The following is a 25806-nucleotide window of genomic DNA, read 5'->3' on the forward strand; positions in this document are numbered from 1 at the left end:
GACGTGGGCTCGGATGGTCATGGCAAGCGCCTTCCTGTGGTGGGGCGGATCCGCCGGACCGTGGCATCGGACCGCGCGACCGCGTCGACGATGGTCATTTCCTGGATGTCCAGTTGGACCTGGAAATCCCACCCGTCGTGCGTCCAGCTCACCAGATCCGGGGAGAGGTGGGCGGCATCGTCGGGTGTCTTTTCCAACGCGGAGCCGGGCAAAAGCAAGCTGACGAAACGCGCGGACCTGACCGGGCCCAGTTCTCGGCGCAGCGTGTGCAGCGTGCGGCCGACAGTGAGGCTCGGAGTGCTGGCGGTGGGGTTCGCACGTACGACAGTGTGGTCCGGCCGGATGATTCCCTGCTGAAACGTGGATAGCACGAGCGCGCCGGATCCATTGCGTACGACGAATCGGCCGTCCGACAGCGCGATCGTGGGCTGGTCGCTGTGCAGCAACCAGGTCCAGGTGCGTTCGCTCTCGGCGGCCAGGTCGTCGATGACGAGCAGACTTCCAGTCGGGCTGAACAAAATTTGGCGGGTCGCTCGTACCACTCCCAGCTCCGGTGGATACATCGCCGCGACCTCACCGACCGCGTGCACCCACCCTTGTTCGGTTTGTACGTCATAAACCCGCGCCAGGTGGCTTTCGGGCAGGTCGCGGTAGACGTGATAGCGGCCATCGCCGGCATAGCCGGTGCCGTCGACCAGCACGACATTGTGGTTCGACGTCAGTTTTTCGTTGGCATAGCCGTCTTCGACGACCAGCGGCGAGCCGTGTCCATTGAGGACGAACGTGTTGGCGTCTGGATGGTGGTGGCCGGCGTTGAGCGTTTCCCAGCCGCGCTCGGCCCACAGCCAGTGGCTTGTTTCCCAAGCGCTGTGGCCGCCGCCGGGGGAAGCTTTGAACGACAACGAAACGGCGTTGTCGTCCCAGCTCGTCCGGGCGGTGACCAAGCCCAGGTCCGGAAAGTACGCCGACAACGGCAGTTTGTCCGGCGGCTCAGCCGGCACGGTCGGGTCGTACCAGAGCAATTCCAGATAGCCCTCCCGCGCGGACGCCTGGCTTCACCCCACTCTCGTGCCACTCGCGACCAAGGAAATGTTCCCGCACGTGCTCGGCCAGCCACTGCGCCTGCGGGATGCGATAGGCGCTCGCGAGTTTGTGGTAGAGCGCGAGGCTGTGGCCGCTGCGCCGGTCATGGCAGTCGCCGTGGTCGACGATGTGTTCCCAGCCAGGCAAACTTTGGTGCAGCCGGTAGAAAAATGTTCGGCGCAGGAAGGCGCAGGACTCGAAGAGGTCGACGCCGTCCTGGTCCGCGATCAAATCGAAAGCGATGGCGAGCCACGGCACGCCATAGCGCCAGTAGACAATTCCTTCGCTGTCCGACCCGTCGGCCGGCAACATCTTGGAAACTGTACGGAAGTTGTCCACCGCCCGCGCTGACCAGTCTTTCGCGGCCGGATGTTCGTCGCGCAACGCATAACCAGCGGTGAGCAGCCCGGCATAGCAGATCCAGTTGTGGTTTTGCCAGTACGAGGACGACCACCATTGACCCTCGGTTTCCACCGCGTACCGGTAGATGCGGTCCGCCTGCAGGATCAGCTTTTCCCGCAGGGCAGTTATTTCGGGCGCTGGCAGGGCATCGCGCAGCCAGTCGTACGCGAGGCCAAGCCCATGCAGCAGCAGCCAGCCGGCGTCCAGGTCGTGGTCGGGCAGATGGGCCCGGCCCCAGTGCGGGTACGACACGGCCGCGGCGATCCAGCGGCGAGCTTGTGCGAGGAACTGCGGCTGGTCCGTCAACCGGTACGCCAGCGCGAAACCTGCCGAGGCCGGGCCAAGATAGGTGATGGATGCTTCCGGGTGCTCTTTCGGCGGATTCTCGGTGGTGTAATAGTCACACTGGTCAAGCAACCGGTGGAACTGGGCGGCTCGCGGGTCCCGGATTTCGGTGCGCAGCCTCGCCAGCCGGCCGTCGCCGAGCAGCAACTGGGGATCGGTCATCAGTCCCACTCTCTGTCCGCGACCGGCCAACGGACCGTGCCACCGTCAGAATGTCCGATGTGGACGATCAATCGACCGTCGGTCTGTTCGACCCGGAGCCCGGTGGCGGTTCGGGAATAGGCCGATACGAACACCGCTTGTCGGCCGAAAACTCGCCACCGCAGGTGCGGACGGGTCCGCTGCGGATCGGATCGTCCGCTGGGCCCAGGTCCGGGCCGGTGCCCAGCGCCGCCGCCGGGATGCTGGCGTGGTGTCCGGTCAGTCCGCCGTCGCCAGGCCACCAGGTTTGGTAGCCGATGGCGGTGTGTCGCACCTGGGTGTCCACATCGGACCGCAGGTGCAGGACGAAGTCGCGGTCCCGGTCAGCCGCCACTCGTACGACGTCGACCAGGTGTTCCGGGTCGGCCCGTACGTGCCGCTCGAACCGAACACCGGGATAGACCTCCGCGCTGGCACCGACCACAGTGGACGGTCCGGGCCGCCAGTAGAGCAGCTGGCCAGTCGCCTCGCGCTGGTCCGCCCCATCCACCGTGAGGGTAGGATGCGCGGCCGTGCGGCGGTAGTAGTCGCGCCTCAGTGAATGGGCGTAGGGCGGCACGCCGTACGCAGGCTGCCAACCGGCAGTCGGACCGTAAAGATAGAGCGCGAGTTTGCCCAGGTGGCCATGCGATCCGCCGTGCGGCCCGAAATCCAGGATCGCCCGGTAGCCGGTGCCGCTGAGCACGGCGTAGCCGGCGTCGGGAAACAGCCGGCTGGATCGGCCGGTTTTGGTCAGGTCGCCCAGATCATCACCGCCCAACCATCCGGCGGCTTCGGCTTCGCGCCAACTCTCCCCACTTTTTGGCCGAAGAAAGACCAAGCTGGGGGAGTGCGGGAGTTGTGCCGCCAACAGGCATAGCTCGGCTATCTCGTCGTCCCAGCGCGCGCCGCCGTACGGCGTGTCCTGCAAGGCCGGCAGCTGGCCGTTTTTGGTGGCCAGCACGGCGACCACCTCGATCATGTCGTGGAGGCGATGGGACAGTCCCGGTGGCAACGTCTCATGTGGACAGTCACGGATGGCCAGCAAATACGCTCGAAGCACGAAAACGTGATAGTACGTGCTGCCTTCCCATTCCCACCCGTCGCCGTTGATCGCCGCCGCGCGTGTTCCCCGATGCCATAGGGCCCGGCCACCCAGTCGGCGGCCTCGTCGGCTTCGCCCAACAGAGCCAAAGCGTGACTCACGGACGCGCCCGCCGCGTTCAGCCAAGCTGTGTAGTTATGCCGAAAATCGCCCCGCTCGACCAGCAGTTGACGAGCCGAACGAGCACTTTCCCTGATGTCGCGGAGAAGTTCCGCCGCAGGCAGGAGCCGCTCGCGGTCGACGGTGCCGGTGCCGGGGTGTGCACGGCATGGGCCAGCGAGGTGCCCCAGATCGCTTCGGTCAGTGCCTGCTGGAAAAGTCGGCCGGACAGCATCCCACCCCTGAGCGTCGGGATGGGTGGTCGCGCCGAGCCGTGCGTAAAGGTCCGCGTAGCGGTTCAGGCCGTCGATGGCGAGGTCGGCGGCCTCCCGGTCGCCGGCACGGGCCCGCACCCGCGAGCCGCCGCAGTGACCGGGCCGCCGCCTGGTGCGCGAGAACCGCCCAGGCGCCGGTGTACGGCTCGCCGGTCAGCACACAGCCGTACGAGCAAGGGAAGGAATCGTTGTGTGCGGGCAGAAGTTCCACGCCGTGCACTGGGCACACGTACTCGTGCCACCAGCCGCCGGCCCGGTCTGGGATGGTCAGGTGGCGGCCAACGGCGCTCACCTGACCCACTGCGCTCCGGTCAGGTCGAGGGTCGCGCCGGACACGAATCCAGCCGCCGGCGAGCTCAGATAGACCACCGCGGCAGCGACATCCTCGGGCGTCCCGCCACGGCCGACCGGAATGCCCGCGACCATCGCCTTTTGCGCGTCCGCAGGCGTGAACGTGTCGTGGAAGGCAGTGCCGGCAATGAAGCCCGGGGCTACCGCGTTGACCGTGACGCCCTGTGGACCGACTTCTTTGGCCAGCGCCTTGGTAAACCCGACAACACCCGCCTTCGCGGCCGCGTACGCCCGTCGCGCCGGCGCCGCCGCCGTTGTGGGCGGCCAGGCTCGCCATCGTGACGATCCGGCCGCGGCTTGCGATCAGACTGGGCAGTGCCGCCCGGCAGGTCAGGAAGGTGGAGGTCAGGTTCACGTCGAGCACCTGCTGCCAGTGGTCGTCGGTCATCTCGGCGACCAGCGCGCGGCCCACCAGGTGGCCGGCGTTGGTGACCAGAATATCCAGTCCACCAAGGAAATCGGTCGCATCGGAGACCAGGGTGCTGACCTCGGCGGAATCGCGTACGTCCGCTTGGAAGGTCTTGGCCCGGCGGCCGGCGGAAATGATCCGCGCGGCGGTGTCCTCGGCGCCGTCCTCGGACTGTCCATAGTGGATCGCCACGTCGGCGCCGGCGTCGGCCAGCGCCACCGCGATCGCTCGTCCGATGCCATGGCCAGCGCCGGTCACCAGCGCACGGGAGGCGGTCAGGTCAGCAGTCACTCGCAGTCTCCTTCACTTGAGGCCGGTGGTGGCCAGGCCGCGGACGAAATAGCGCTGCGTCAGCAGGAAAAGCACGATCATCGGCAGGCTGGCAGGGGTGGTGTGCCGGCCATCAGCAGGTTCCACTGGGTGCCGCCGCTCTCGCCGGCCTGTTTCAGCACGGTCAGGCCGACCTGGATCACCCGCAGGTCGTCGTGGGTGGTGACCAGCAGCGGCCAGAGAAAGTTGTTGAACGATTCCTGGAAAGTTAGTAGCGCCACCGTGACGAAGGCGGGTTTGACCAGCGGGCTGGCGATCTGCCCCCAGATCCGCCACTCGCCGAGCCCGTCGATGCGGGCCGCCTCCTCCAGTTCGTGCGGGATGGACAGGTAGAACTGCCGAAAGAGGAAAACCGCGAACGGGGTGACCGCGCCCGGCACGATGAGTGCCCACCAGGTGTTGATCCAGCCGGAGCCGCCCTCGCCGAGGATGTTGTTCCCGCCGAACAGCGGCATCAGCTTCACGATCAGGAACTGCGGCACGATCTTGGTGTAGGTGGGGATCATCAACATCGCCACGAAACCGAGGAAGACCACCTGTCGGCCGCGGAATCGGTACGGGCGAGGGCATAACCGGCCAGTGACGCCAATATCAGGTTCACACCACGACGTGGCCCATCGCGATGATAATGCTGTTCCGGAAATAGAGATCGAAAGGAGCCGCCTGCATGGCGCTGGCATAGTTTCCGAGCTGCCAGCTCGATGGCAGCCACTGGGTCGGATATGCGGCCACCTCCTTGCTGGTTTTCAGAGAGGTGACGGCCATCCACAGAAACGGCAGGATCATCCCGGTCGCCGTAAGAACAAGCAGTGCATGGGTGGCGATCCGCAGCGGTCTAATCCTCATCGCGGCCTCCGGTGAGTGTGCGGTTGAGCAGCGTCAGCCCGAAGAGGAACACGAACAACACCACCGATTTCGCGCAGGCCAATCCCATTTGGAAGTTGACGAAGGCGCTTTTGTACACCTCGTACGTCATCATCGTGGTGGCGTTGGCGGGTCCGCCCTCGGTCAGCACGTACACCTGGTCGAAGACCTGAAAGGCGCTGATCACCGAGACGACGGCGGCGAAAAAACGTCGCTGGCCGCAGCATCGGGAGCGTGATGCGGCGGAATCGCTGCCACCCGTTCGCGCCGTCGAGCGCGGCCGCTTCGTACAGGTCCGCCGGGATGTTCTGCAGGGCGGCCAAATAGATCAGCATTTTGATCCCGATGCCCTGCCAGATGCCGACCACGATAACCGACGGCAGCGCGAACCCGGGATCGGCCAACCAGGCCGGGCCGGTGATGCCGAGCAACGCCAGCACCTTGTTGGCCAGCCCGTTCTGCGGGTCGTAGATCTGCAGCCACACCATCGCGACCGCCACGGTTGCGGTGACCTGTGGGAGAAAATACGCGGCGCGATACCAGGAGCGCGCCTGGATCTGCAGGTTGAGCAGAACCGCGAGGAAAACCGCGATCGCCATCGCCACCGGCACGGTGAAGAACGTGTAGACCGCGGTGTGCACGATGGAGGCTTGGAAAACCGGATCGGCGAACGCCGTCACGTAATTGCCGAGCCCGACGAACCGCAGTGGCTCCAGCACGCTGTAGTTGGTCACTGACAACACAAAAGTGGCCACTACCGGGACGGCGATCCAGATCAGCGCGTGCAGGCCCGCCGGCGCGACCATCAACCAGGCTGCCCGACGCTGGGTGGCGCTCACGCTGCCGCGCCGGCGGGGCCGGTCGACGGCGTCCCGGCGAATTTTCGGAAGCACTTGAAGCGCGGTCACCGAACCGCTATTTCTGGGCCGCGTTGGCGATCGCGGCGGTGGCTGTTTTCGCCAACGCGTCCAATGCCTGTTTCGGCGACTGCTGCCCGAGCAATGCGGCTTGTACGGCCGCTTTGAACTCGCTGCGGATCTGCAGCCAGGCCGGCGTCCCGCCCTCGTGCCGAGCGTATTTCAGGTTGGACAGGGCGAACTGGACCAGCGGATCGCCCTTCACGTACGGCGAGTCCAAAACTGGACAGTTGTGCCGGCACGTTCCCGCGTTGTTGGCTCGCGGCCAGCGAAACGTCGGCGCTGCCGAGATAGCGGGCCAGTGCCTGGGCGGCCCAGGGGTGCTGCGACTGCGCCGAGACGCTCACCAGGGTGCCGCCGGCGAAAATCGACGGCTTGCTTTGGTCGAACAGGAAAGGCGCGAGCTGGTCCTTGGTTTCGGGATGGGTCTTGAGAATCGTCGGCCACCAGTTGTTATGAGCCACCGCCATCGCGGCTCGTCCGTCCGCGATCGGAAGCGATGTGGTTGTGGTGGAAGAGAAACCGGCGTCGATAACCTTGTCTTTGCGCTGCAGGTCGGTTAGCCACTGCAACGCGGCTACCCCGCGTTCGTCCTGGAAAGTCGGCTTCCCGGCGGTGAACAGCGCCCCGCCGAAGGCGAACAGGACGGTCTCGAACATCTGCCGGGTGTCCAGGCTGAGGAAGTCCAGGCCGGTACGGTTCAGCCGGCCGCCCTGCCGATCGGTGAGCTGCACGGCGTACTGCCGGATTTCGTCCAGTGTGGATGGCGGTTGGGTCAGGCCGGCCTTGCCGAGGAGGTCCTTGCGGTAGAGGCCCATCCGGCTGTCCAGCATCACCGGCAGCGCGTAGAGCTTGCCGCCATATCGGCAGGAATCCAGGATGTCGGCCGCGTACGTGCCAGTGCTGGGAGCCGGTGTGAGCTCGCGGAGCACGTTACGGGCCGCGAACGGCTCGACCCAGCCGACCCCCAGCATGAGCACGTCCGGCGGCGCGCCGCCGGCCAGCCCAGTGGTGATCTTGGCGTCGAGCTTGTCGTAGGTGGTGTAGTCGACGGACACGGTGACCTTGGGATACTGCTGCCGAAACTTGGGCAACAGCACTGACTCCAACAGATGTTTCCCATCCGTACCGTCGAAGATCGGCGTGAGCAGGGCGATCGAGCCCTCGGCCGGGCCGGTCTCGGCCGACCCCGGCTGGGATCCGGCTCCGCAGCCGGCCAGCCCCAGCGCGGTGAGCCCAGCTCCCGCGGTCAGCAGGCTCCGGCGCGAAAACCCCACGGGCGTCCGGTCCATGGGCTCCGCCTTTCGCCGCCAGCCAGCGCCGCCGGTGCATCGATTTACCGCATGTTGGGTCCTGAGGCTAGGAGCCGCCGCACTCCCTGTCAATGGCTGTTCGACGGCAGGAAGATGCCAGCCGACCAACGACCCACGGCCGCCTCGCGGGGTCGCCACGACTGACCGGGCCACCGCTGTCGGCACCTTCGGGGACTGCGGGTTAATGTCGTTACACCGGGCCGAAACGGACACTTCGCTGGGTGTGTCAGCTCGCAGCTGCGGGAGGCACGGTCGCCCGCTGGCCATCTCCGGGCGCTGAGCAACTGCTGCCCGGCACAGCCACCGCGGGTGCGCGGACTCGGTGCGGTTCAGTGCTGGGCTCGGTGCTGAAGCACGGGCTCGTCGGAATTTTGCTGGTCTCGTAAGAGATCTTGGTGAGAGTGCCACGGTCGTGCAGCTTCATCGACTGCGGCACAATGTCCCGCACTCGGCGTCGACTGCGGGACATTGTGCCGCACTCGACACCGAGCATCGCGCGAACCCGACTTTGCCGAGGCCCTGCGGTGTCCGTCGTGTCACATGGTGATTTCCTCGTTGGCCATCACGCGGCGGACTTCGATGGGGGAGAAGGCGGCCTCCGGGAGGCGGGCGGCGATCTCGGCGGCGCGGTCGATGCTGGCGCAGTCGATCAGGTAATAGCCGGCGAGGACTTCCTTCGCCTCGGTGAACGGTCCGTCGGTCACCGCCGGAACGCCGGCGGCGGACACCCTTACCGTACGGGCGCCGATCGCGGTCAGCCCTTCGCTGCCGAGGTATTCGTCGGCCGCTGTCAGGTCTTTGATCACGTCCTGGTGCGCGGCCATCACCTGGTCGGCGCCGAGCTTGGACATCTCGCCCCACGTGCGGTCGTTTCCGTAGATGAGCAGCATGTATTTCACGTGGGTTCCTTTCGGTGCGGGACTTTCCCGACCAGTTTAAGGAGGTGGCATCCCGTCGTACCGGCCGGCAAAGGTTTTCGCTTGTCGCTCGGTGAACTCCGTCGACAAGGCGGGTTGTTCAGCCCGCTGAATTTCGCCGTCCAGTCGCCGACTCGTCAGAAACGAGTGAGTCGCATTCGTATCGGGCACCGTCAGCTGGCCGGGAAATGTCGCTGGTGCGCCGGTGTCCGCTATTCGTGGCATCGTCGCCGCGAGAGTGGCCGCCACCGCGGCGGCGCAAGTGATCAACATCGCCGCGAGAAACAGCAGTCGCCGCAAGGTTTGCTGCAGCCGCCACTGCGGGCGCGGTGGCGGCACGAACGGCACGGCGGTGGTTCGTCGATCTTGCGTCGGCGATTCGACGGGGCCGCCGAAATGACGGACGAATCCGGTTCCGACCGGTGGGATCGGTGCCAACGCGGAGCGAGAATGCAATTGCTCACTGTTCCGGATTCCTGCCGGCAGGAATCCGGTAGGGGCCTCTTGTTTGCCGTTCTGGGAAAATGTGCGCGGGCGCGGCCAACTGGTGTGTTCGGTCAACACGACCTGATGCAGGTTCTGTAACCGCGGTCCAGGTTCAACGCCGAGTTCAGCGACCAGAGTTCCGCGCGCTTCGGTGTACGCGGCGACTGAGTCGAGGAAGGGGTCGACGAAGGGGTCGCCAACATAGTCGGCGATGGGGTGACTGACGGGTCTGCGGGCCAGTGGAAGTTCGCGCGTCGCGGTGGCGTCACCGGCCATCCGTACGAGCGCCGCCGCGCCGCCGATCTGGGTCAGGTAGGCGGCGTCGCTGACCTGGACGAAAAGCCCGCTGCCGTCGGTGAAACTGATCCTGGTCGGGGTCACCGCGGCCGGTTTCCCGCCGATCTGGGTGGTGGCCGCCGGGGTGTCCGGCGGCTGCTGCAACCCGACGCCGACATAGCCGGTGTCGCTGTTTGGCGGCATCGGCGGATCGTCGCTGCCGTAGAGCACCTCGACGACCCGGGTGGCCCACGATTTCGTCCCGATCGGGCTGATGGTGCCCACGACCTGCGTGCCGCCGAGCGCGGACGCCTTGATCTGGGCCGGCATCGGGACCGCGTCGTGCGCGCCCGGCCACACACTCAGCGCCACCTTGTACGCTCGGTCGCGGCTCGCGCTGGGGCCTCGCAGCGACACGAATCCCCAGGCCCCGGGCGCGTACTCCCAGGCCAGCTCGACCGCACCGGACCGGATCATCGGCGGGGCCAGCCAGCGCGCTCGATGGCCGTCCACCGAGTCGGCGGACTCGCCACCGGGGCTCCATTCCTGACCGTTGCGGTACGGGTACCAACCGGCCGCATAAAGGGTCACGGTCGCATCGGTGGCCGGCATCGCCTGGTCGTCGGCCGGCACCAGTTGGATGACCTGCCGATATCGGCCAGTCTCGTACGTGACCGGGGTGAAGCCGCCGGCCGAGCCGACGTGGAAGGCCTGGCGCCGTACGTCAAAACTGCCCGAATGGGCGGCCGGCGTGGGCGTCTGCGGCTGGTGCACCGCGAAGGCCACCCCGGCCACCAGCGCCACCACCGCGATCGCGCCGGCGATGGGCAGCGCGGCCTGCCGGACCCGGACCTGGCGGCGGCCGGATCGTACGGCCCGGCGCACGTCCACCGCGATCGGGCCGTCCGGCTCCGAATCGCGCAGCGACGACAGCAGTCGTACACCGTCTTGCTCGTCCTTATGGTCCACGCCGCTACCGCTCGTCCAACACGGCGACGGCTTGGTCGCCAAGCAGCTTGCGGAGTCTCTTGAGACCCTGCGCGGTTTGACTCGTGACGTTGCCTTCCGAACACTCCAGGACCCGGGCCACCTCGCTGACCGGCAGGTCGCAGAGGAAGCGGAGCACCAGCACGCGCGCTGCCGGGGCGCCACCCGGGACAGCGCGGTGTGCACGACCGCGCGCGTCTCCACATCCGGGGCCGGTGAGGTGGTGACGTTCGGGATGTCGTTAGGCGTGCCCACGAGTCGTACGCGCGCCCACGCCATCCGTTGCTCGTTGAGGAACGTCCGGACAACCATGGTGCGGACGTACGCGTCGAGGTTCTCCGCGGACTTCGCGCGTTGCCAGTGGACGAAGAGCTTGGTGATCGCGGTCTGTGTGACGTCCTCGGCGCGATGGGTGTCCCGGCAGAGCAGAAAGGCCAGCCGGCGAAGCCAGGGCAGCGCGGACGTCACGTAGTCCACATAGTCCTGCTCGTCGTCGGCCCGCACGGCCCTCCGCTCTTCGCCGATATCCGCAGACCACAAGATATCGGCGAACGCCGGAACAATCGCATTTGTCATACGACTCGCACTTTCCAGAACACCACACCGCCGGCCGTACGGCCAGGGCCCAGCAGCTGCTCGATGGTCTTCTGCAAGGCGGCGTCATTCTCGTACGGCGGCAGCACGACCAGATCGGCTCCCCAGTAGGCGAAGTCCTGTTGGGCGTTCAGCCGATCCTGGTCGGTGATGATGGCGACCTGGCCGCTGTCCCGAACCCGGCGCAGCAGTTCGGTGGTGGGCCGCGGCGCTGGGCCGTAAGAGCCCTGCCGGGTGCCGTCCCATGGTCCGACGAAGTAGCCCTCGGGCAACGCGAAACCGAGGCCGGCCTCGATTTGCCAGTGCGCGGCCCGCATGTCCGTCGGCTCCGGAGTCGGGACCGTGATGATCACTGGGAGCTTCTTCCCGGCCGGCACGTACTGGCGCCAGATGCCCTGGCTGAAGAACGCCGGCGTGGGCGCGTGTGTGGTCGCGAGCAGCGGGATCGGGAAGATCGGCACCAGCGCGGCGGCGAGGGGCGATCGACCAGACGACCTTGATCCGGTTCGTCCGGGCAAGCATCAGATCGGTGGCGACCGCCAGCAGGATCCCGATCGTCGGTACGCAGATCATCGTCAACCGGGAGTCCAGCATGGACTCGAAGAGCGGCAGGTGGCCGAGGATCGCCCAGGGCATCGGAATGCCGGTGTCGTGGCCGTGCACCGCCACTGTCGCTCCCAGCGACAGCACGGTGATCGCGAGGGTCGTCAGCACCAGCGCCCGGGCGGCCAGCACCCGCCACACCAGCACCGCCACCACCAGGAACACGATGACCAGCGGCCAGCCGAAAAAGGAGTTCTCCTCGGTCGGGTACGCGTACGCCAGCGCGGTCGGATGGTCGCCGGCCAACGCGCGGCTGGGGAAGGTCACCAACGCCGCGAGGTCGTTGCCGTAGTTGCCGTGCTGCAGGCTGTCGTAGCTCTGCGGGCCGGCGAACTGGAACCACAGCGGGTAGGCGACCAGCGGTACGAAGACCGCGAGCGAGATGCCGATCCCGGGCAACAGCTGGCGGGCGGACGCCCAGGCGTCCCGTGGCCGTACGACGGCGTACGCGACCGCGAAGACGGCTATGCCGAGCGCGGCCATCAGCAGGGCTTCCTCGCCGAGGAAGAGCTGGTAGGTCACCAGCAGGCCGAGAATGACGCCGTTGCGGATCCTGTGCTCGCCGGTACGCATCTTCAGCAGCTGCCGATGATGATGATCAGCGGCAGCACGAAAAAAGACGGCCAGGTTCGGGTGGGCGTTGGCGTGCGAGACGATCGGCGGTGCGAAGCCGGCGAAGGCCGCGCCAATCGCCGCCGGTACCGGTGAGATGCCCAGGTGGCGGACCATCAGCCAATACCAGCAGCCGGCCGAGGCGGCCATGCCCAGCGTCAGCACCAGCGCCCAGGTGATCGTCGGACCGAAGATCAGGGTGACCGGCGCCAGCGGGATGGACAGGCCGAACATCGCCGTGTTGGCCATCATGTTCACTCCGAGCGGATGGCCTTGCAAGGTGCTGAGCAGCAGGTTGTCGCCGTGGGTGAGAGCGCGCGCGGTCACTGCGAAGAACCACTCCCAGTCGTACTGGTCCTGGCTGCTGGTCGTCAGATAACCGTCGCCGTGCGAGAGGATCCCGGCCCACAGGCCGCTGAACAGGTAGCAGGCCAACACCACGTACACCCCAACGAACGTGGCGTGGATCGGCCAGCGGCGCCACGCCGGCAGCCGGACCGGCTCGGCCTCCGCGGTGGCGGGCGGGCTGTCGACCGTCACAGCTTCTTCCCCCGGTGCGCCAGTCGTACGCGTACGACGTCCATAAGGACTCGGAGATAGTCCAGCGGCCGGACCTTCGACCCGGGCTGGTGCGCCCATCGCACCGGCACCTCGGAGATGGTCCAGCCGAACTGCCGGAACAGCCGGAGGATCTCGACGTCGAACCCCCAGCCGTCGATGACTGACAGCGCGAAGACCTGGCGGGCCTTGTCCCCGTCGAACATCTTGAAGCCGCATTGGGTGTCCGCGATGCCGGGCACCGCGAGCAGTTGGATCAGCCGGTTGCCCAGGCGCCCGAGCCACACTCGTACGCGCCGCTGGCTGACCTCGATCAGGGCCTGCTGTCCGGCTCGGGAGCCGATCGCCGCGTCGAAACCACTGTCGAGCTCGGCCCGCAACACCGCGATCTCCTCGATCGGGGTAGCCAGGTCGGCGTCGCAGTAGAGGACGCGCTTTCCGTGCGAGGCGAGGATGCCGCGGCGTACGGCATCGCCCTTGCCCTTGTTCTGGTCCGCGCGCAGCACTTTCACCCGCGGATCCGTGCTGGTCAGTCGCTCGACCAAGGCCGCGGTGCCGTCGGTTGATCCGTCGTCGGCGACGATGACCTCCCACGCCACACCTGACGCGTTCAGGTGGCGGTGCACCGCGGCCAGGCTGGTGCCCAACCGGTCCTGCTCGTTGTACGCCGGGATGATCACCGAAAGATCGATGACCTGCGCCTGGACCGGCGGTTGCGCGGAGACCGGCTGGTTCGCCGGGGTCGGGCTATGCATGGGCCGGAGGCTTACGCTTTGGCTCATACTTCCCTGACACCGACGACCACCCGGCGCGTTGTATGACCTGGGTCACATTTTTGCCGCGGCTGGCCGCACCCGGAAAAAAGCCGCCCTCGGACTCGGGAGTCCTCGGCGGCGCGGACGTTCTCGCTGAGCGCGCACTCACCGGCAAGATGCTGCCAGACTCGGCGCAAACTGCCACCGCCGGCGCGCGCGCTCTGCCTCTTTGGCACTTGGATGAGCCAGCTGCTTGCTTCGTACTCAGATGAGCCAGTTCTCTGGAGGCTCAGATGAGCCAGTGGCCGGAGGCCATGACGACCCGCTCGCGCATTTCCGAGCGGTCCCGCCAGGCGAGCACCCGGCGCGGCTTCAGAACGAGGTAGACGCAGCCAGGGACCCGGCTGGGATGCAAGGGCAACCGCACTGCTTCTGGGGTGACATTGGCGGTCGCGGGGAGTACGCAGAGGTCGCCGTCGATCAGGACGACGTCGGTGGGGGAGCCGAGCGCCAGCCGGGCCCGGCCGCCGTTGCGTACCGTACGAGCGGCCTCTTTGGTCGACATGACGATCTGGCTGCCGTCCCAGACATAAGCGAGCGGCACCAGGTGCGGTCCGCCGGCCGAGTCCGCGGTGGCGAGCCAGCCGTTTCGTTCGGTGCGAAGCATTCAGGACGGCCCGTCGGCCTTGCGCTGGGGCGGGCGAGCGGGCGGACCGGGGCGCCGGTCTGGCCGCGCTGAGTCTGGGTCACGAATCTCCTTCGGTCAGTGGAAAGTCAGCGCCACCGCGAGGGCCGCGAAAGCGACCAGCGCGAAGGACGTACGGGCGAGGTTCCAGCGGCCCCAGGACCGCCGCGGGTCGTGCCAGCCGGCCGGCACCTCGTCGAGGGCTTTCACCCGTTTGTTGATAGGTACGTTCCGGGTCTGCGACACGATGGACACGCCGACCAGGAAAACCGCTGCCAGCACGAAAAGTGCCCGCGCCGGTGGGCGGCCGTCGAGCACCGCGAGGATGACGGCCAGAACGGTCGAACTGACCACGATGATCGGCATCATCGGGTCGTACGCGCGGCCGATCAGTTTGTGGGCGGCCACGTACTGTTCCGGCGACATCGCCTGCAGCGCCGGCCAAACGCCGACCGCGTGGGTGAAAAGGACACCGGCGGCGATGCCGCTGGTCACCAGCACCAGGGTGCCCAGGGTCTGTACGAGCATGCTTCTTCCCTCCGATTTCGCCGCAGCGTGACAGAAATCCCTTGAGCCGCCCTAGAGAACGGACCTTCTAGTGGCGTGCGAGCGGGGTTCAAGGGTGGCCGGGAATGGTGCGGAAACGACAGACGTGCCGAAAGGAGTCCTTGGTGACCGCCACGCGCCCCACTGAGCTCGCCCAGAAGATCGCCGCCGCTGACATCGCGCCGAACCGGCGCCGCGGTGGCGACATCCGTGTCCTGCTCAGCCCGAAAACCGTCGGGTCCACCTCGGGTTTCATGGGCACCCTCAGGCTGGAACCGGCGGAGTTCGTCGCCGAGCACTACCACCCGTATTCCGAGGAATTCCTCTATGTGGTGAGTGGCCACATCACCGTCCGACTGGACGGCCGGCCGGTCGACCTCGGTCCGGGGGAGGCCATGATGGTGCCGATCAAAACCAGGCACCGGGTGGAAAACCACGCAGACGAGCCGGCCCAGGTGGTCATTCACCTCGGGCCGCTCGCACCCCGGCCGGAGCTGGGTCACGTGGACACCGAGCCGCTGCCCGGTGGCCACGAACCGATCCAGGCCGTCGGGGAGGTCCGGTGATCCGGCGCCGCGTCGCCGTCACCGGCATTGGCGTGATCGCTCCCGGTGGCATCGGCCGGAAGGCTTTTTGGAGCCTGCTCACCGAAGGTCGGACGGCGACCCGGCCCATCACGCTTTTCGACGCGACCGGTTTCCGGTCCCGGATCGCCGCCGAGTGCGACTTCGACCCGGCCGCGGAAGGCCTGTCCCCGCAGGAAATTCGCCGGATGGACCGGGCCGCGCAACTGGCCGTGGTGAGCGCCCGGGAGGCGCTCGCCGACAGTGGCTTGGAAACTCTCGTACCGGCCCGAACGGCGGTCACCCTCGGCAGCGCGGTCGGCTGCACGATGGGACTGGAAGAGGAATACGTCGTCGTCAGTGACACCGGCCGGAACTGGCTGGTGGATCACTCGTACGGCTCCCCGCATCTTTACCGCTATCTGGTGCCGAGCTCGCTGGCTGCCGAAGTGGCCTGGGTCGCCGGCGCGCGCAGGGTCCCGTTTCGCTTGTTTCCACTGGATGTACGTCCGGGCTGGACGCCATCGGCTACGGTGCCCGGTTGATCGCCGAGGGTTCGGCCGACGTGGCGTTGTCGGGCTCCACCGACGCACCTATCTCGCCGATCACAGTCGCGTGTTTTGACGCTATCAAGGCGACTTCAGCGAACAACGAGGATCCGGCGCACGCCTCCCGGCCCTTCGACGGTGAGCGCGACGGCTTCGTCCTCGGCGAGGGCTCCGCTGTTCTTCTTCTGGAGGAATGGGAAAGTGCTCAGGCCCGCGGTGCACATATCTACTGCGAGGTTTCCGGCTATGCGACGCGGAGCAACGCCTACCACATGACGGGGTTGAAGCCGGACGGCCGGGAAATGGCCGAGGCGATTCGAATCGCTTTTGAACGCGGCGAAACTCGACCCGACCAGTGTGTCGTACCTCAACGCGCACGGCTCCGGCACCCAGCAGAACGACCGGCACGAGACCGCCGCTTTCAAGCGCAGCTTGGGAAATCACGCGTACGAGGTGCCAGTGAGCTCGATCAAGTCGATGGTCGGTCATTCGCTTGGTGCGATCGGGTCGATTGAGATCGCCGCTTCCGCGCTCGCCATCGAGCACGGCGTGGTGCCGCCCACCGCCAACCTGCACAACTCGGACCCGGAATGCGATCTGGACTATGTCCCGCTGGTCGCTCGCGAGCATCGTACGGACGTGGTCCTGAGCGTCGGCAGCGGATTCGGCGGCTTCCAGACCGCGATGGTTCTGCGGGCACCGCAAGGGAAAGCGGCATGACCAGCCGGGCCCTGATCACCGGCATCGGCGTGCTCGCGCCGACCGGGCTCGGCCACGACGACCACTGGGCGGCGACGCTGCGCGGCGAGACCGCGATCGGTCCGCTGGCGCTTCGACCCGTCGACGTACCCGATCCGACTGGGCGGCGAAGTGCCGGGTTTCGTGACCAAGGACCGGGTTCCCGGCCGGCTGGTGCCACAAACCGACCACTGGACCCATCTAGCCCTGGCCGCCACCGATCTTGCCTTGCTGGACGCCGATATCCGGCCCGCCGAGCTGCCCGAATACGAAATGGCGGTGGTGACCGCGAGCTCGTCCGGCGGGGTTGAATTCGGCCAGCGGGAAATCGAGCGGCTGTGGGCCAACGGACCGCGGCACGTCGGTGCGTACCAGTCGATCGCCTGGTTTTACGCGGCGACGACAGGACAAATCTCGATCCGCCATGGAATGCGCGGGCCGTGCGGGGTGGTGGTGGCCGAGCAGGCCGGCGGGCTGGAGGCTTTCGCTCAGGCTCGCCGGGTGCTCGACGACGGCGCCCGGATCGTGGTCAGCGGCGGCACCGACGCGCCTTTCAGCCCGTATGGACTGACCTGCCAGCTCAGCAACGGCCGACTCAGTCGGATCGACGATCCGGATCGCGCGTACCGGCCTTTTGATGGTGAGGCGGCCGGCTATGTGCCCGGCGAGGGCGGCGCGATCGTGATTGTCGAGACGCCCGCGTCGGCGGCCGAGCGGGGTGTGCCCGGGTACGGCGAGATTGCCGGCTATGCGGCCACTTTCGACCCGCCACCGTGGACCGGGCAACCGTCCGCGTTGCGCGCCGCGATCCAGGGCGCGCTGCGCGACGCCGAGCTGGATCCGTCCGAGGTCGACGCCGTTTTCGCTGACGCCGCTGGCGATCCGGATCTCGACGCGGCCGAAGCCGCCGCCATTTGCGCGGTATTCGGCGCGTACGCGGTGCCGGTGACCGCCCCGAAAACGATGACCGGCCGTCTTTACGCCGGCGGTGCGCCGCTGGATCTGGTCGATGCCCTGCTGTCCATTCGCGACGCCGTGCTGCCGCCCACCATCGGCGTCCGGACTTTGTCGCCGGACTGCCGAATCGACCTGGTTCGCGACCGCCGTCGCCAACTGCCGGTTCGGACGGCACTGATTATCGCCCGCGGATACGGCGGATTCAACGCGGCTCTGGTCGTACGTGCCTGCCAGGTTCCCACCAAAAGGAGCAGCTGATGTCTGAACGTACGCTCACCGAGCTCAGGGAGCTCATGATTGCCAGCGCCGGAGTCGGTGAGGATGAGCTGCGGCTGGGCGGCGACATTCTCGACACGCCGTTCACCGACCTGGACCTGGATTCGTTGGCCGTACTGGAAATCGCCAGCCGGGTCGAGCGGGACTGGGGCGTGTCGGTGTCCGACGCCGTCGCCAACGGTTTCAAGACACCCCGCATGGTCCTGGACTTTGTCAACAACCGCACGGCGGTGCGGTGATGGCCGCCGGACACACCGAAAGCTCGGTCGTCATCGACGCACCCATCGACGTGGTCTGGGAAATGACCAACGACGTCACCTCTTGGCCCAACCTCTTCACCGAGTACGCCGAACCGAGGTGTTGTCCCAAGATGGGAACACCGTTCGCTTTCGACTGACGATGCACCCCGACGCCAACGGCAACAAGTGGAGCTGGGTGTCCGAGCCAGTCATGGATCCGGTGGCCCGTACGGTCCGCGCTCAGCGGATCGAAAAGGGATGGTTCGAAGAAATGGACATCTACTGGAACTATCGCGAAGTTGACGGTGGCACCCAGCTGAACTGGATGCAGGATTTTCAGATGCGGGCCGACTCGCCGGTGTCTGTGGAGCAGATGACCGAGCGGATCAGTGGGAACTCGCCCGTACAAATGGCCGCTATCAAGGCGAAAATCGAAAGCGCGTCGGTTTCGAGATGACCGTTTTCCTGCTGCCGATCGCGTTGTTGGCTATTGGTCTGTCGGCAGGCACGCTGGTGGGCACGACGATCGGCGTCGTGCCGTTCTATCACACGCTGCCCGCGAGCGATTACGTACGCGCACATGCTTTCGCGGCCGGTCGGTACGATCCGTTCCAAAACCGGCGTGTTTGCTGTGACGGACGGTGGTCGCGGACGTACTCGTCGCGATCACCGCACCGGTGCCGGCAGGTCGGGTGCTGGCTGGAGTCTGCGCCTTGTTGGCGGCCTCGGTGGTGACGGTTTCGGTGACCCGTAACGTGCCGGTGAACCGGTGGCTTCGATCGCTGGACCCGGAGCAGCTGCCGACGGACTTCGCCGACCGGGATCCGCGCGCGTACTGGACGAAATGGAACCAGGTGCGAACCGCGCTCGCGGTGCTCGCGCTGCTCGGCAACGTCATCACCGCCGGCCTGCTGATCTGACCTTCGACGAGAGGTTTCCTGCGATGGAACTGAATCTGGATGGAAAGAACGCCGTCGTCACCGGCGGCACCCGGGGCATCGGCCGGGCAGTCAGCCTGGAGCTGGCCCGGGCCGGCTGCAATGTCGTTGCCTGCTACCGAAGCAACGTTGAGGCGGCCGCGCAGCTGGAGAAGGACCTGGCCGAAACTCCAGGAAAGCACAGTGTGATCCAGGCCGATGTGGCGGTGCCGGCGGACGTGGACCGATTGGTCGACGAATGCCGTACCCGACTGGGATCGCTGGACGTGCTGGTGCATAACGCCGGCTCGATCAGCCACATTCCGTTGGCGAAACTGGGCATCGAGCAGTGGCGGAACGTGCTGGACAGCAACCTGACCGCGATGTATCTGTTGGTCAGCCGGTCGCTGGACCTCTTTTCGGACCAGGCCTCGGTGATTGGCGTCGGCTCGAAGGTCGCCTTGGTTGGCGTACCGTTGCGCGGCCATTACACCGCGGCGAAAGCCGGCATGATCGGGCTGACCCGGTCGCTGTGCAAGGAACTCGGTCCCAAGGGCATCCGGGTGAACCTGGTGGCGCCCGGCATTATCGACACCGACCAGGCCGCCGGACTTTCCCCGGAAATGCGCGAACGTTATCGCTCCATGACCTCGGTCGGCCGGCTCGGCGAACCGGACGACATTGCCGGCGCGGTGGTCTTCCTCGCCAGCGACATGTCGCGGTTCATCACCGGCGAGACCATCAACGTCGACGGAGGCATGTGAGATGGCCGTTTTCCGGATCATGCTGCGGATGCAGATCAAGGCCGGGATGGGACCGGAGTTCGAGAAGGCGTGGTATTCGATTGGCGACGTGATCTCCGGGCACCCGGCCAACCTCGGTCAGTGGCTGCTTCGCAGTGGAGATGAGGAAAACCTCTACTACATCATGAGCGACTGGGTCGACGAGCCGGAGTTCCGCGAATTCGAGAAGAGCGCGCAGCACCTGGAACACCGGCAGAAACTGCACCCGTACCGCGAACAGGGCAGCATGGCGACCATGCACGTCGTCTATGACATGCTGAAAATCCGGAGCGGCGCGCGATGATCGGCCGGGTCCGTGTGGTCGTCTATTATGCCGCTCCCGAGGAGACGTTGGTCGACGCGTACGAACGGGTCAACAAGGAGATGGCTGGCACCGCTGGCCTGGTCGGCGCGGAGCTGTTGAAGTCCACTTTGGACACCGACCGGTTCGCCGTGCTGAGCGAGTGGACAGACCTGCCGTCTTTTTCCAGCAGTGGGAGGAGGGCGCGCGGCACCGAAACCAGACGTCCGAGCTGCGGCCGTACGAGGACGGGACGAACGGCCGTCCGTACGGGATTTATCAGGTCATCGGGCAGTTGTGACCTCTCGGCGGGTAGCGGTGGCGGTCGGCCGGTTGGTCCTGCGCGGTCTGCAGGACCTCGGCCGCTGCCACGCGATGGCCGACTGGGCGGTGTTCGCGGAGCAGATTCCGGTGGACCAGCACGAAAAAGCGCTGAGTGAGGAGAAAACGGATGTCCGGAATCACGGGTTGGGTGGATTTCGAGCGTGACCTGCACCGGGACGGCGCCACGGTCCGCGCGATGACCGCCACGCTGGCCGGCCGCGGCCCGGACGCCGAGGAGCTGTGGCTCAGCTCGAGGGCGATCCTTGGCCACCGCCGGCTCGCGGTCGTCGATCGTGAGGGTGGCCGGCAGCCCAAGGTTGCCGAGGAAGACGGAAAGCTGCTCGCCGTCGTCGTTTTCAACGGCGAGATCTACAACGCTGATGAGCTGCGTGGTCAACTTGTCTCGCACGGCCATCGGTTCCGCACCCGCAGCGACACCGAAGTGGTCCTGCGTGCGTATCTTCAGTGGGGCGCTGAAGCACCCCGACGGTTCAACGGCATGTTCGCCTTCGGAATTTGGGACGTACGCAAGGAAGAGCTGCTGCTCGCCCGTGACCACATTGGCGCCAAGCCGCTCATCTACTACCCGACGCCTACCGGGGTGCTTTTCGGTTCCGAGCCCAAGGCGATCCTCGCGCACCCGTCGGTGCCCGCAGTGGTGGACTTCGACGGACTTCGTGAAGTCCTGTCGCAGTCCGGCACCCCTGGCGAGGTGGCTTTCCGCGGCATGAAAGAGGTTCGCGCCGGGCACCTGGTTCGCATCCGCCGGCAGGGACTGACCGTCGAGAAGTTTTGGGGGGCCTGGAGGCGTACGAGCACACCGACGACCTCAAAACCACCATTGGCACGGTTCGCGAGTTGCTGGAGGAATCGGCCGCGCTGCACCTGATGGCGGATGTGCCCATTTGCTCGCTGATCTCCGGTGGCCTGGATTCCAGTGGCCTCACCGCGCTGGTCGCGAAGGTGCTGAAGGCGCGGGGCGCCGGCCCGGTGCGTACGTTCACCGTCGACTATCGGGGCCTGGCGGAGAACTTCCAGCCGGACGAGGTGCGTACGACCCTGGATGCGCCCTATGTGGCCGATCTGGTCCAGCATCTCGGCGCCGAGCACACGAATGTCATGGTCAGCACCGAAGATCTGCTCGACCCGGTGATGCGGGCCGCCACCATCCGGGCCCGGGACGTGCCGAGCCCGCTCGGCGACATGCAGACCGGGCTGTACCTGCTCTATCGGGAGGCCGCGATCCATTCCCGAGTGGCCCTCACCGGTCAGCTCGCCGACTCGCTTTTCGTGGCCTCAAATGGTTGCAGGACCCGCAGTTCGCCAACGCCGACACCTTCCCCTGGGTGGCGTTGGCCCAGAAGCGTGCCTGCGCCGACGGCATCGGCAACGGCCTGCTGCATCCGGCGCTGCGGGCTCGGCTGGACATTCCCGGCTACTGCACCGAAAGATTCCACCAGGCACTCACCGAGGTGCCGACCATCGCCGGTGAGGACAAGCTGAACCGGCGGATGCGCGAAATGACGTACATGCAGCTGACCCGCTATCCGGAAACGCTCATCAAGAACGACGAGCGGTTGAGCGGCCAGGTCGGCCTGGAGGCCCGTTTCCCGTACTGCGACCCGCGTTTTTGCTGCAGTATGCCTTCAACACCCCGTGGGATATGCAGATTTTCGACGGCCGGGAGAAGAGCGTGCTGCGAGCCGCCGTCGCTGACCTGCTGCCCAAGTCTGTGGTGGAACGGAAAAAGAGTCCGTTCCCGGTCAGCGTCGATCCCACGTACGCGAAGGTCCTGCGCTCCGAGCTGACCGAACTTCTCGATGATCCTGGGGCGCCCGCCGCCGCACTCATCGACCGTGAAGGCGCCCGCGCGGTCCTCGACGACCCGGAAAGCCTCGCCAATGGCTGGCGAAGCCGCGCTAACGTGGAAATGCTGGTCCAGGTCAACACCTGGCTCCGCGACTACGGCATCCGCCTCGACATCTGATCTCCTTCCGGGTTCACCGGGCTCTCACGCGAGCTCACTCCGATCGCGGATCGTCTTTCCGGTGCGTCGGAAATCGGTGAGGTCGCCGCCTGCGAGGAGGTCGTCGACGTCCTCGGAGGTCACCGGTAGGCCGGGAGCGAACTGCCGGGGGCGGCTGCGCCGGCGGTCGGTGCGTACGGCGGTCGGCGGCGATAGCGATATCGCGCCCAGATCGTCGATCGCCAGTCGAAATATCGGCGCCCAGTGGCAGAATGCGATATGAAGTCTCCATGACTTCTCTCGACCCGAAAAGCCTGCCCCTCTCGCGCGCTATCTTCCGCGGCGGGCCGTGCGCCTGCCCACAACCGAAAAACGGCACGCCGCGATTCCGTGCGTGGACATTCACAACCACCTTGGTAAATGGTTGACCGGCGATGGCACCTGGATGACTCCAGATGTCGCAGAGCTCATCCGCATCATGGATCGCTGCCAGGTCGACCACATTGTCAATCTCGACGGCCGGTGGGGCACCGAACTTCAGGAAAACCTGGAAAGGTACGACCTCGCACACCCTGGCCGATTCTCCACTTTCTGCCATGTCGACTTCCGGGTCCTGGCCGAAAGGGGCAACGCGACGCAGACTCTGGTCGACCAGCTCCACGAAGCGGCCAAGGTCGGCGCTCGCGGGCTCAAAGTCTGGAAGAATCTCGGCCTGGAATTTCGCGACCAACGCGGTGAGCTCGTCCTGCCCGATGACGATCGGGTGGCGCCGGTCTTTGACGCGGCAGCGGAGCTGGACCTCCCGGTTCTTATCCATACCGCCGATCCCGTCGCGTTTTTCGAGCCGATAGACCAGCACAACGAGCGCATCGAGGACCTCGCCACGAACCCGGACTGGTGGTTCGGCAAGCCCGGGCTGCCGACCTTCGATCGCCTGATCGACGCGCTGGAAGCGGTGGTGGCCGGCCATCCGAGGACGACTTTTATCGCGGCACACGTGGGATGCGCGGCGGAGGATTTGCGGCGGGTCTCGCGAATGCTGACCGCGTACGAAAACCTGCACGTCGATCTCGGTGGCCGGATGCCCGAGCTCGGCCGGCAGCCACGAGCCGCCCGCCGGCTGATCGTGGACCATCCACGGCAGGTGCTCTTCGGCACCGACCTCTATCCAGTGGTAGAGCAGGAATATCATCGCTGGTTCCGGTTCGTCGAGACCGACGACGAGTGTTTTGGGTATGCACCGGACGACGAGATCCCGCCGATGGGCCGTTGGGATATCAGTGCCCTGGACATCCCAGCCTCCCATCTTGCCGCCCTGTATGCCGGAAACGCTCGACGAATTCTGCGTCTTCCCGTCAGCTGAAGGAAAACCACGGGCGAGGCGAGAGTGGCTGGCGAGCCCACTCGGGAAGCAGGGTCCCGTGAGCGGCGACGAGGTCGTCGCACAGGTTCCAGATCTGGTCCACGGTCAGGCTGGCGGCGGTGTTGGGGTCGACCATCGCGGCCTGCCGGATCATGCGCGGGTCCTGGGTGAGTGCCGCTTGGACAGTCAGCTCTCCCACACTGAGAAAGGCGCGGTTCAGCGCGGCGCACTGGACGGGGAGATCGCCAACGTGCCAAGGATGGACGCCACCGCGGTCGACGGTCGCCGGCACCTCGACGGCCGCGCCAGCCGGGAGATTGGTGATGAGGCCGGTGTTGGCCACGTTCACCTGAATCTGGCGCGGGGTGCCGGTGACGATGCTGTGGATGACCTGCGGAGCGTATTCCGTCGCCTCGCTCTCGATGTCGACCTTTCCGCCTGCCGCCACAATGTCCCTCGTACGCTCAAAAAAGTCGCGACGTTCTCCTCGCTTATCTTTATGTACGTATCGATCGGGATGCGTAGCCGAGCGATTTCGCTGGTATTCTTCAGATACCACGGCACGTACTCACTCGAGTGCTCGCTGGTCTCGGTCGGGTAGTAGCCCAACCGGCGATACATGTCCACCCGTACGCGCCGCCGCAGCTCTGGATCGGCGGCGATCCGGGTGTTCAGCAGTGGGTAGAGATCCTCCCCATCCCGCTCGAGTGTGAGCAGCCACGCCTGGTGATTGACACCCGCGGAGTGGAACGTGACTTCCTCGTGCGGGATGCCCATGACCTCGCTCAACCCCACGACTGTCCAGTAGACCGAGTGGCACAGTCCGTACGCGCGCAGTTTCGGGGCGATCCGGGACAGATACCAGATGTTCATCGCCATCGGATTGGTGTAGTTCAGCAGAATCGCGTCCGGGCAGACTTCGGCCATGTCCGTGGCGAGGGCACTGAGCAGCGGGAAGGTTCGTAGCGCCCGGAAAATCGCGCCGATGCCGAGGGTGTCCGCGATGGTCTGTCGCAGTCCGTACGCGGCCGGAATGTCGAAATCCGTGCGAGTCGCGGCCAAACCGCCGACTTGGACGATGTTGATGACGAAGTCGGCGCCCTCCAGTGCGGCCCGGCGGTCCGCGGTGGCTACGATCGTAGGCGCGGCACCGAGTTGTTCGGCCACCGAGCGGGCCACTCCATCGGCGGTCCGCAGCCGGCTGTCGTCGATGTCATGGAGGCGCAGCTCGAGATTTTCCAGGTCTGGAAAGCGAAGAAGGTCGGCGACGAGGTCGCGGGTGAATTCGACGCTGCCGGCGCCGATAAAGCTGATGACGGTCACGACTGCTCGGTCCTTCCGGGGGGCGGGGATGCGAAGTCGAAATGGGTGATGAGGTCGAGCAACTCGGTGCCGATCCGCTCGATGCCCAGCGTGAGCATCGAGTCGCGCATGCCGGTGACGCTGACCGCGGTGTGTGGCGACAGTTCCCCGAAAACCATCGGAACGCGCGCGCCGCGACGCAGAGCAGCCCGAGCTCGCTTTCCTGGTCATCGACCGAGAAGCCGGTTTCCCGTACGGCATCCAAGGCATCGGACAATGCCCCGGCGGTGGTCGCGGTGTGGTGCGTACGCTGAACCAGCGGCCCGTGTTCGCTGACCCATTCGCCGACGGCCGCGCGGTCGGGGAGAATATGTGCCAGTAACGCCTTGCCCACGCCGGTGGCATGGGCAGGGTTTCGGCCGCCGATCACCGAAGTGATACGAACGCCGATATTCGCCTCCACTTTGTCGACATAGCTGATCTCACCGCCGGCGAGGCACGCCAGGTGGGTGGTCTGCTGGAATCGGTCGCGTACGGACAGAACCAGCGGGTGCAGCACCTGCCGCAGGTCGAATCCAGCGTGAAAGGTGAAGGCTGCCTCCAATGCGGCCGCGCCCAGCAAATAGACGCCGCCAGATTCCTGTTGGGTGGCGAAACCGCGCGGGCGCGCATCGAGGAAAGAATCCGATGCAGAGATGGCTTGGGCACGCCGAGGCCGGCCGACATCTGCTGCAGGGAAACGCCTGACGGGTGCCGGCCGAGGAAGGTCAGGACCTGCAGGGGGCGCGGTCGACTGCCTGGTGCGCCGGGACGGCTGGGGAACCCAGGGGTGTGCTCA

At 66.3% G+C, this 25806-nt stretch carries 35 protein-coding genes and 3 pseudogenes; 16 read left to right on the top strand and 22 right to left on the bottom strand.

Annotated elements, in window-relative coordinates; genetic code table 11:
• Nucleotides 1-17: 17 nt before the first annotated feature.
• The 16 genes from GNX96_RS01145 to GNX96_RS01220 form a co-directional block, all read right to left on the bottom strand.
• Nucleotides 18-1022, bottom strand: coding sequence for a heparinase II/III domain-containing protein (locus GNX96_RS01145; protein WP_279578984.1), 1005 nt, complete (start codon nucleotides 1020-1022; stop codon nucleotides 18-20).
• Entirely contained in the window at nucleotides 991-1992 is a 1002-nt protein-coding gene (locus GNX96_RS01150; RefSeq protein WP_163566666.1) for a DUF4962 domain-containing protein, read from the bottom strand. Before GNX96_RS01150 ends, GNX96_RS01145 begins: the two co-directional genes overlap by 32 nt.
• A 67-nt stretch (nucleotides 1993-2059) precedes the next feature.
• Nucleotides 2060-3073, bottom strand: a complete 1014-nt coding sequence (locus GNX96_RS01155) for a heparinase II/III domain-containing protein (protein WP_279578985.1) — start codon at nucleotides 3071-3073, stop codon at nucleotides 2060-2062.
• Nucleotides 3074-3233: 160 nt separating this feature from the next.
• Nucleotides 3234-3449, bottom strand: coding sequence for a hypothetical protein (locus tag GNX96_RS01160; protein WP_163566668.1), 216 nt, complete (start codon nucleotides 3447-3449; stop codon nucleotides 3234-3236).
• Nucleotides 3416-4540: an SDR family NAD(P)-dependent oxidoreductase gene (locus GNX96_RS66980; protein ID WP_279578986.1), complete on the bottom strand. Its 1125-nt coding sequence runs from the start codon at nucleotides 4538-4540 to the stop codon at nucleotides 3416-3418. Before GNX96_RS66980 ends, GNX96_RS01160 begins: the two co-directional genes overlap by 34 nt.
• A 77-nt stretch (nucleotides 4541-4617) precedes the next feature.
• Entirely contained in the window at nucleotides 4618-5259 is a 642-nt protein-coding gene (locus GNX96_RS01175; protein ID WP_279578987.1) for a carbohydrate ABC transporter permease, read from the bottom strand.
• Entirely contained in the window at nucleotides 5177-5425 is a 249-nt protein-coding gene (locus GNX96_RS47705) for an ABC transporter permease family protein (protein ID WP_279578988.1), read from the bottom strand. Before GNX96_RS47705 ends, GNX96_RS01175 begins: the two co-directional genes overlap by 83 nt.
• A complete protein-coding gene (locus GNX96_RS01180) occupies nucleotides 5422-6351 on the bottom strand; it encodes a carbohydrate ABC transporter permease (RefSeq protein ID WP_279578989.1) in 930 nt (309 codons plus the stop codon). Before GNX96_RS01180 ends, GNX96_RS47705 begins: the two co-directional genes overlap by 4 nt.
• On the bottom strand, nucleotides 6348-7652 hold the full coding sequence (locus tag GNX96_RS01185; protein ID WP_163566670.1) for an ABC transporter substrate-binding protein: 1305 nt from the start codon (nucleotides 7650-7652) through the stop codon (nucleotides 6348-6350). The genes GNX96_RS01180 and GNX96_RS01185 overlap by 4 nt, the downstream gene beginning before the upstream one ends.
• 247 nt (nucleotides 7653-7899) lie before the next feature.
• Nucleotides 7900-8166 (bottom strand): hypothetical protein, encoded by a 267-nt coding sequence (locus tag GNX96_RS01190; RefSeq protein WP_163566671.1) that lies wholly within the window; start codon nucleotides 8164-8166, stop codon nucleotides 7900-7902.
• A gap of 43 nt (nucleotides 8167-8209) precedes the next feature.
• The gene (locus tag GNX96_RS01195) at nucleotides 8210-8563 is read right to left on the bottom strand and encodes a YciI family protein (RefSeq protein ID WP_279579045.1); all 354 of its coding nucleotides are present in this window, start codon (nucleotides 8561-8563) and stop codon (nucleotides 8210-8212) included.
• Between the two features lie 45 nt (nucleotides 8564-8608).
• The gene (locus tag GNX96_RS66985; RefSeq protein WP_279578990.1) at nucleotides 8609-10843 is read right to left on the bottom strand and encodes a sigma factor; all 2235 of its coding nucleotides are present in this window, start codon (nucleotides 10841-10843) and stop codon (nucleotides 8609-8611) included.
• Nucleotides 10844-10999: 156 nt separating this feature from the next.
• Nucleotides 11000-12787 carry a glycosyl transferase gene (locus tag GNX96_RS01210; RefSeq protein ID WP_279578991.1) on the bottom strand — a complete coding sequence of 596 codons (1788 nt, stop codon included), beginning with the start codon at nucleotides 12785-12787 and terminating at the stop codon, nucleotides 11000-11002.
• Entirely contained in the window at nucleotides 12685-13461 is a 777-nt protein-coding gene (locus GNX96_RS47710; protein WP_279578992.1) for a dolichyl-phosphate beta-glucosyltransferase, read from the bottom strand. Before GNX96_RS47710 ends, GNX96_RS01210 begins: the two co-directional genes overlap by 103 nt.
• A gap of 289 nt (nucleotides 13462-13750) precedes the next feature.
• A complete protein-coding gene (locus GNX96_RS01215) occupies nucleotides 13751-14128 on the bottom strand; it encodes a pyridoxamine 5'-phosphate oxidase family protein (RefSeq protein ID WP_163566674.1) in 378 nt (125 codons plus the stop codon).
• A gap of 96 nt (nucleotides 14129-14224) precedes the next feature.
• Nucleotides 14225-14674: an anthrone oxygenase family protein gene (locus tag GNX96_RS01220; RefSeq protein WP_163566675.1), complete on the bottom strand. Its 450-nt coding sequence runs from the start codon at nucleotides 14672-14674 to the stop codon at nucleotides 14225-14227.
• Nucleotides 14675-14817: 143 nt separating this feature from the next.
• On the opposite strand from GNX96_RS01220, the gene GNX96_RS01225 reads away from it, so the two are divergent.
• The 3 genes and pseudogenes from GNX96_RS01225 to GNX96_RS47720 all read left to right on the top strand — a co-directional run.
• Nucleotides 14818-15258, top strand: a complete 441-nt coding sequence (locus GNX96_RS01225; RefSeq protein ID WP_279578993.1) for a cupin domain-containing protein — start codon at nucleotides 14818-14820, stop codon at nucleotides 15256-15258.
• Entirely contained in the window at nucleotides 15255-15800 is a 546-nt protein-coding gene (locus tag GNX96_RS47715; protein ID WP_279578994.1) for a beta-ketoacyl synthase N-terminal-like domain-containing protein, read from the top strand. The genes GNX96_RS01225 and GNX96_RS47715 overlap by 4 nt, the downstream gene beginning before the upstream one ends.
• Nucleotides 15779-15943 (top strand): annotated as a pseudogene (locus tag GNX96_RS47720) (beta-ketoacyl synthase N-terminal-like domain-containing protein); the annotation flags it as partial. The gene GNX96_RS47715 and the pseudogene GNX96_RS47720, both read left to right, overlap by 22 nt.
• Here the strand turns inward: GNX96_RS47720 and GNX96_RS47725 are convergent.
• On the bottom strand, nucleotides 15896-16027 hold the full coding sequence (locus GNX96_RS47725) for a hypothetical protein (protein WP_279578995.1): 132 nt from the start codon (nucleotides 16025-16027) through the stop codon (nucleotides 15896-15898). The pseudogene GNX96_RS47720 and the gene GNX96_RS47725 sit on opposite strands and share 48 nt — an antisense overlap.
• Before the next feature lie 103 nt (nucleotides 16028-16130).
• Between GNX96_RS47725 and GNX96_RS47730 the strand changes: the two genes are divergently transcribed.
• The 13 genes and pseudogenes from GNX96_RS47730 to GNX96_RS01275 all read left to right on the top strand — a co-directional run bounded on the left by GNX96_RS47730 (nucleotide 16131) and on the right by GNX96_RS01275 (nucleotide 23666).
• Nucleotides 16131-16523, top strand: coding sequence for a hypothetical protein (locus GNX96_RS47730; protein ID WP_279578996.1), 393 nt, complete (start codon nucleotides 16131-16133; stop codon nucleotides 16521-16523).
• A gap of 150 nt (nucleotides 16524-16673) precedes the next feature.
• Nucleotides 16674-17756: a beta-ketoacyl synthase N-terminal-like domain-containing protein gene (locus tag GNX96_RS01235; protein WP_279578997.1), complete on the top strand. Its 1083-nt coding sequence runs from the start codon at nucleotides 16674-16676 to the stop codon at nucleotides 17754-17756.
• Nucleotides 17756-18013 (top strand): acyl carrier protein, encoded by a 258-nt coding sequence (locus GNX96_RS01240; RefSeq protein ID WP_163566677.1) that lies wholly within the window; start codon nucleotides 17756-17758, stop codon nucleotides 18011-18013. The genes GNX96_RS01235 and GNX96_RS01240 overlap by 1 nt, the downstream gene beginning before the upstream one ends.
• Entirely contained in the window at nucleotides 18013-18171 is a 159-nt protein-coding gene (locus tag GNX96_RS47735) for an SRPBCC family protein (RefSeq protein ID WP_279578998.1), read from the top strand. Before GNX96_RS01240 ends, GNX96_RS47735 begins: the two co-directional genes overlap by 1 nt.
• A 2-nt stretch (nucleotides 18172-18173) precedes the next feature.
• Complete coding sequence (locus tag GNX96_RS47740; protein WP_279578999.1) at nucleotides 18174-18470, top strand: SRPBCC family protein; 297 nt, start codon at nucleotides 18174-18176, stop codon at nucleotides 18468-18470.
• 184 nt (nucleotides 18471-18654) lie between these two features.
• Entirely contained in the window at nucleotides 18655-18933 is a 279-nt protein-coding gene (locus tag GNX96_RS47745; protein WP_279579000.1) for a DUF1772 domain-containing protein, read from the top strand.
• A 23-nt stretch (nucleotides 18934-18956) separates the two neighbouring features.
• Complete coding sequence (locus tag GNX96_RS01255; protein ID WP_163566678.1) at nucleotides 18957-19694, top strand: SDR family NAD(P)-dependent oxidoreductase; 738 nt, start codon at nucleotides 18957-18959, stop codon at nucleotides 19692-19694.
• A gap of 1 nt (nucleotide 19695) precedes the next feature.
• Nucleotides 19696-20016, top strand: coding sequence for an antibiotic biosynthesis monooxygenase family protein (locus GNX96_RS01260; protein ID WP_163566679.1), 321 nt, complete (start codon nucleotides 19696-19698; stop codon nucleotides 20014-20016).
• Nucleotides 20013-20453 (top strand): antibiotic biosynthesis monooxygenase family protein, encoded by a 441-nt coding sequence (locus tag GNX96_RS01265; RefSeq protein WP_163566680.1) that lies wholly within the window; start codon nucleotides 20013-20015, stop codon nucleotides 20451-20453. The genes GNX96_RS01260 and GNX96_RS01265 overlap by 4 nt, the downstream gene beginning before the upstream one ends.
• A gap of 11 nt (nucleotides 20454-20464) precedes the next feature.
• Nucleotides 20465-21226 (top strand): asparagine synthetase B family protein, encoded by a 762-nt coding sequence (locus GNX96_RS47750; protein WP_279579001.1) that lies wholly within the window; start codon nucleotides 20465-20467, stop codon nucleotides 21224-21226.
• Nucleotides 21226-21905, top strand: a pseudogene (locus GNX96_RS47755) (asparagine synthase-related protein); the annotation flags it as partial. The gene GNX96_RS47750 and the pseudogene GNX96_RS47755, both read left to right, overlap by 1 nt.
• Nucleotides 21906-21967: 62 nt before the next feature.
• On the top strand, nucleotides 21968-22324 hold the full coding sequence (locus tag GNX96_RS47760; protein WP_279579003.1) for an asparagine synthase-related protein: 357 nt from the start codon (nucleotides 21968-21970) through the stop codon (nucleotides 22322-22324).
• 328 nt (nucleotides 22325-22652) lie between these two features.
• Entirely contained in the window at nucleotides 22653-23666 is a 1014-nt protein-coding gene (locus GNX96_RS01275; RefSeq protein ID WP_163566681.1) for an amidohydrolase family protein, read from the top strand.
• Here the strand turns inward: GNX96_RS01275 and GNX96_RS47765 are convergent.
• The 5 genes and pseudogenes from GNX96_RS47765 to GNX96_RS62105 all read right to left on the bottom strand — a co-directional run bounded on the left by GNX96_RS47765 (nucleotide 23659) and on the right by GNX96_RS62105 (nucleotide 25748).
• Entirely contained in the window at nucleotides 23659-24114 is a 456-nt protein-coding gene (locus GNX96_RS47765; protein WP_279579004.1) for a family 4 glycosyl hydrolase, read from the bottom strand. The two genes, GNX96_RS01275 and GNX96_RS47765, sit on opposite strands and share 8 nt — an antisense overlap.
• A complete protein-coding gene (locus GNX96_RS47770) occupies nucleotides 24012-24989 on the bottom strand; it encodes a family 4 glycosyl hydrolase (protein ID WP_279579005.1) in 978 nt (325 codons plus the stop codon). Before GNX96_RS47770 ends, GNX96_RS47765 begins: the two co-directional genes overlap by 103 nt.
• The gene (locus GNX96_RS47775; protein WP_279579006.1) at nucleotides 24986-25147 is read right to left on the bottom strand and encodes a hypothetical protein; all 162 of its coding nucleotides are present in this window, start codon (nucleotides 25145-25147) and stop codon (nucleotides 24986-24988) included. The genes GNX96_RS47770 and GNX96_RS47775 overlap by 4 nt, the downstream gene beginning before the upstream one ends.
• Nucleotides 25148-25206: 59 nt before the next feature.
• Nucleotides 25207-25509: pseudogene (locus GNX96_RS62100) on the bottom strand (IclR family transcriptional regulator domain-containing protein); the annotation flags it as partial.
• Nucleotides 25395-25748, bottom strand: coding sequence for a helix-turn-helix domain-containing protein (locus tag GNX96_RS62105; protein ID WP_390623875.1), 354 nt, complete (start codon nucleotides 25746-25748; stop codon nucleotides 25395-25397). The pseudogene GNX96_RS62100 and the gene GNX96_RS62105, both read right to left, overlap by 115 nt.
• Nucleotides 25749-25806 lie beyond the last annotated feature (58 nt).

The sequence above is a fragment of the Fodinicola feengrottensis genome, from assembly GCF_010993775.1.
In the GTDB taxonomy this organism is placed as follows: domain Bacteria; phylum Actinomycetota; class Actinomycetes; order Mycobacteriales; family HKI-0501; genus Fodinicola; species Fodinicola feengrottensis.

Excerpts from the sequence above, each read along its gene's own strand:
- GNX96_RS01150 (WP_163566666.1), bottom strand. The coding sequence starts at position 1,992 with ATGACCGATCCCCAGTTGCTGCTCGGCGACGGCCGGCTGGCGAGGCTG.
- GNX96_RS01160 (WP_163566668.1), bottom strand. The coding sequence starts at position 3,449 with ATGCTGTCCGGCCGACTTTTCCAGCAGGCACTGACCGAAGCGATCTGG.
- GNX96_RS01175 (WP_279578987.1), bottom strand. The coding sequence starts at position 5,259 with ATGCCAGCGCCATGCAGGCGGCTCCTTTCGATCTCTATTTCCGGAACA.
- GNX96_RS47705 (WP_279578988.1), bottom strand. The coding sequence starts at position 5,425 with ATGAGGATTAGACCGCTGCGGATCGCCACCCATGCACTGCTTGTTCTT.
- GNX96_RS01185 (WP_163566670.1), bottom strand. The coding sequence starts at position 7,652 with ATGGACCGGACGCCCGTGGGGTTTTCGCGCCGGAGCCTGCTGACCGCG.
- GNX96_RS01190 (WP_163566671.1), bottom strand. The coding sequence starts at position 8,166 with ATGCTCGGTGTCGAGTGCGGCACAATGTCCCGCAGTCGACGCCGAGTG.
- GNX96_RS01195 (WP_279579045.1), bottom strand. The coding sequence starts at position 8,563 with ATGCTGCTCATCTACGGAAACGACCGCACGTGGGGCGAGATGTCCAAG.
- GNX96_RS01210 (WP_279578991.1), bottom strand. The coding sequence starts at position 12,787 with ATGGGCGCACCAGCCCGGGTCGAAGGTCCGGCCGCTGGACTATCTCCG.
- GNX96_RS47710 (WP_279578992.1), bottom strand. The coding sequence starts at position 13,461 with ATGCATAGCCCGACCCCGGCGAACCAGCCGGTCTCCGCGCAACCGCCG.
- GNX96_RS01215 (WP_163566674.1), bottom strand. The coding sequence starts at position 14,128 with ATGCTTCGCACCGAACGAAACGGCTGGCTCGCCACCGCGGACTCGGCC.
- GNX96_RS01220 (WP_163566675.1), bottom strand. The coding sequence starts at position 14,674 with ATGCTCGTACAGACCCTGGGCACCCTGGTGCTGGTGACCAGCGGCATC.
- GNX96_RS47725 (WP_279578995.1), bottom strand. The coding sequence starts at position 16,027 with ATGTGCACCGCGGGCCTGAGCACTTTCCCATTCCTCCAGAAGAAGAAC.
- GNX96_RS01240 (WP_163566677.1), top strand. The coding sequence starts at position 17,756 with ATGTCTGAACGTACGCTCACCGAGCTCAGGGAGCTCATGATTGCCAGC.
- GNX96_RS47735 (WP_279578998.1), top strand. The coding sequence starts at position 18,013 with ATGGCCGCCGGACACACCGAAAGCTCGGTCGTCATCGACGCACCCATC.
- GNX96_RS47740 (WP_279578999.1), top strand. The coding sequence starts at position 18,174 with ATGCACCCCGACGCCAACGGCAACAAGTGGAGCTGGGTGTCCGAGCCA.
- GNX96_RS01255 (WP_163566678.1), top strand. The coding sequence starts at position 18,957 with ATGGAACTGAATCTGGATGGAAAGAACGCCGTCGTCACCGGCGGCACC.
- GNX96_RS01260 (WP_163566679.1), top strand. The coding sequence starts at position 19,696 with ATGGCCGTTTTCCGGATCATGCTGCGGATGCAGATCAAGGCCGGGATG.
- GNX96_RS01265 (WP_163566680.1), top strand. The coding sequence starts at position 20,013 with ATGATCGGCCGGGTCCGTGTGGTCGTCTATTATGCCGCTCCCGAGGAG.
- GNX96_RS47750 (WP_279579001.1), top strand. The coding sequence starts at position 20,465 with ATGTCCGGAATCACGGGTTGGGTGGATTTCGAGCGTGACCTGCACCGG.
- GNX96_RS47775 (WP_279579006.1), bottom strand. The coding sequence starts at position 25,147 with ATGGTTTTCGGGGAACTGTCGCCACACACCGCGGTCAGCGTCACCGGC.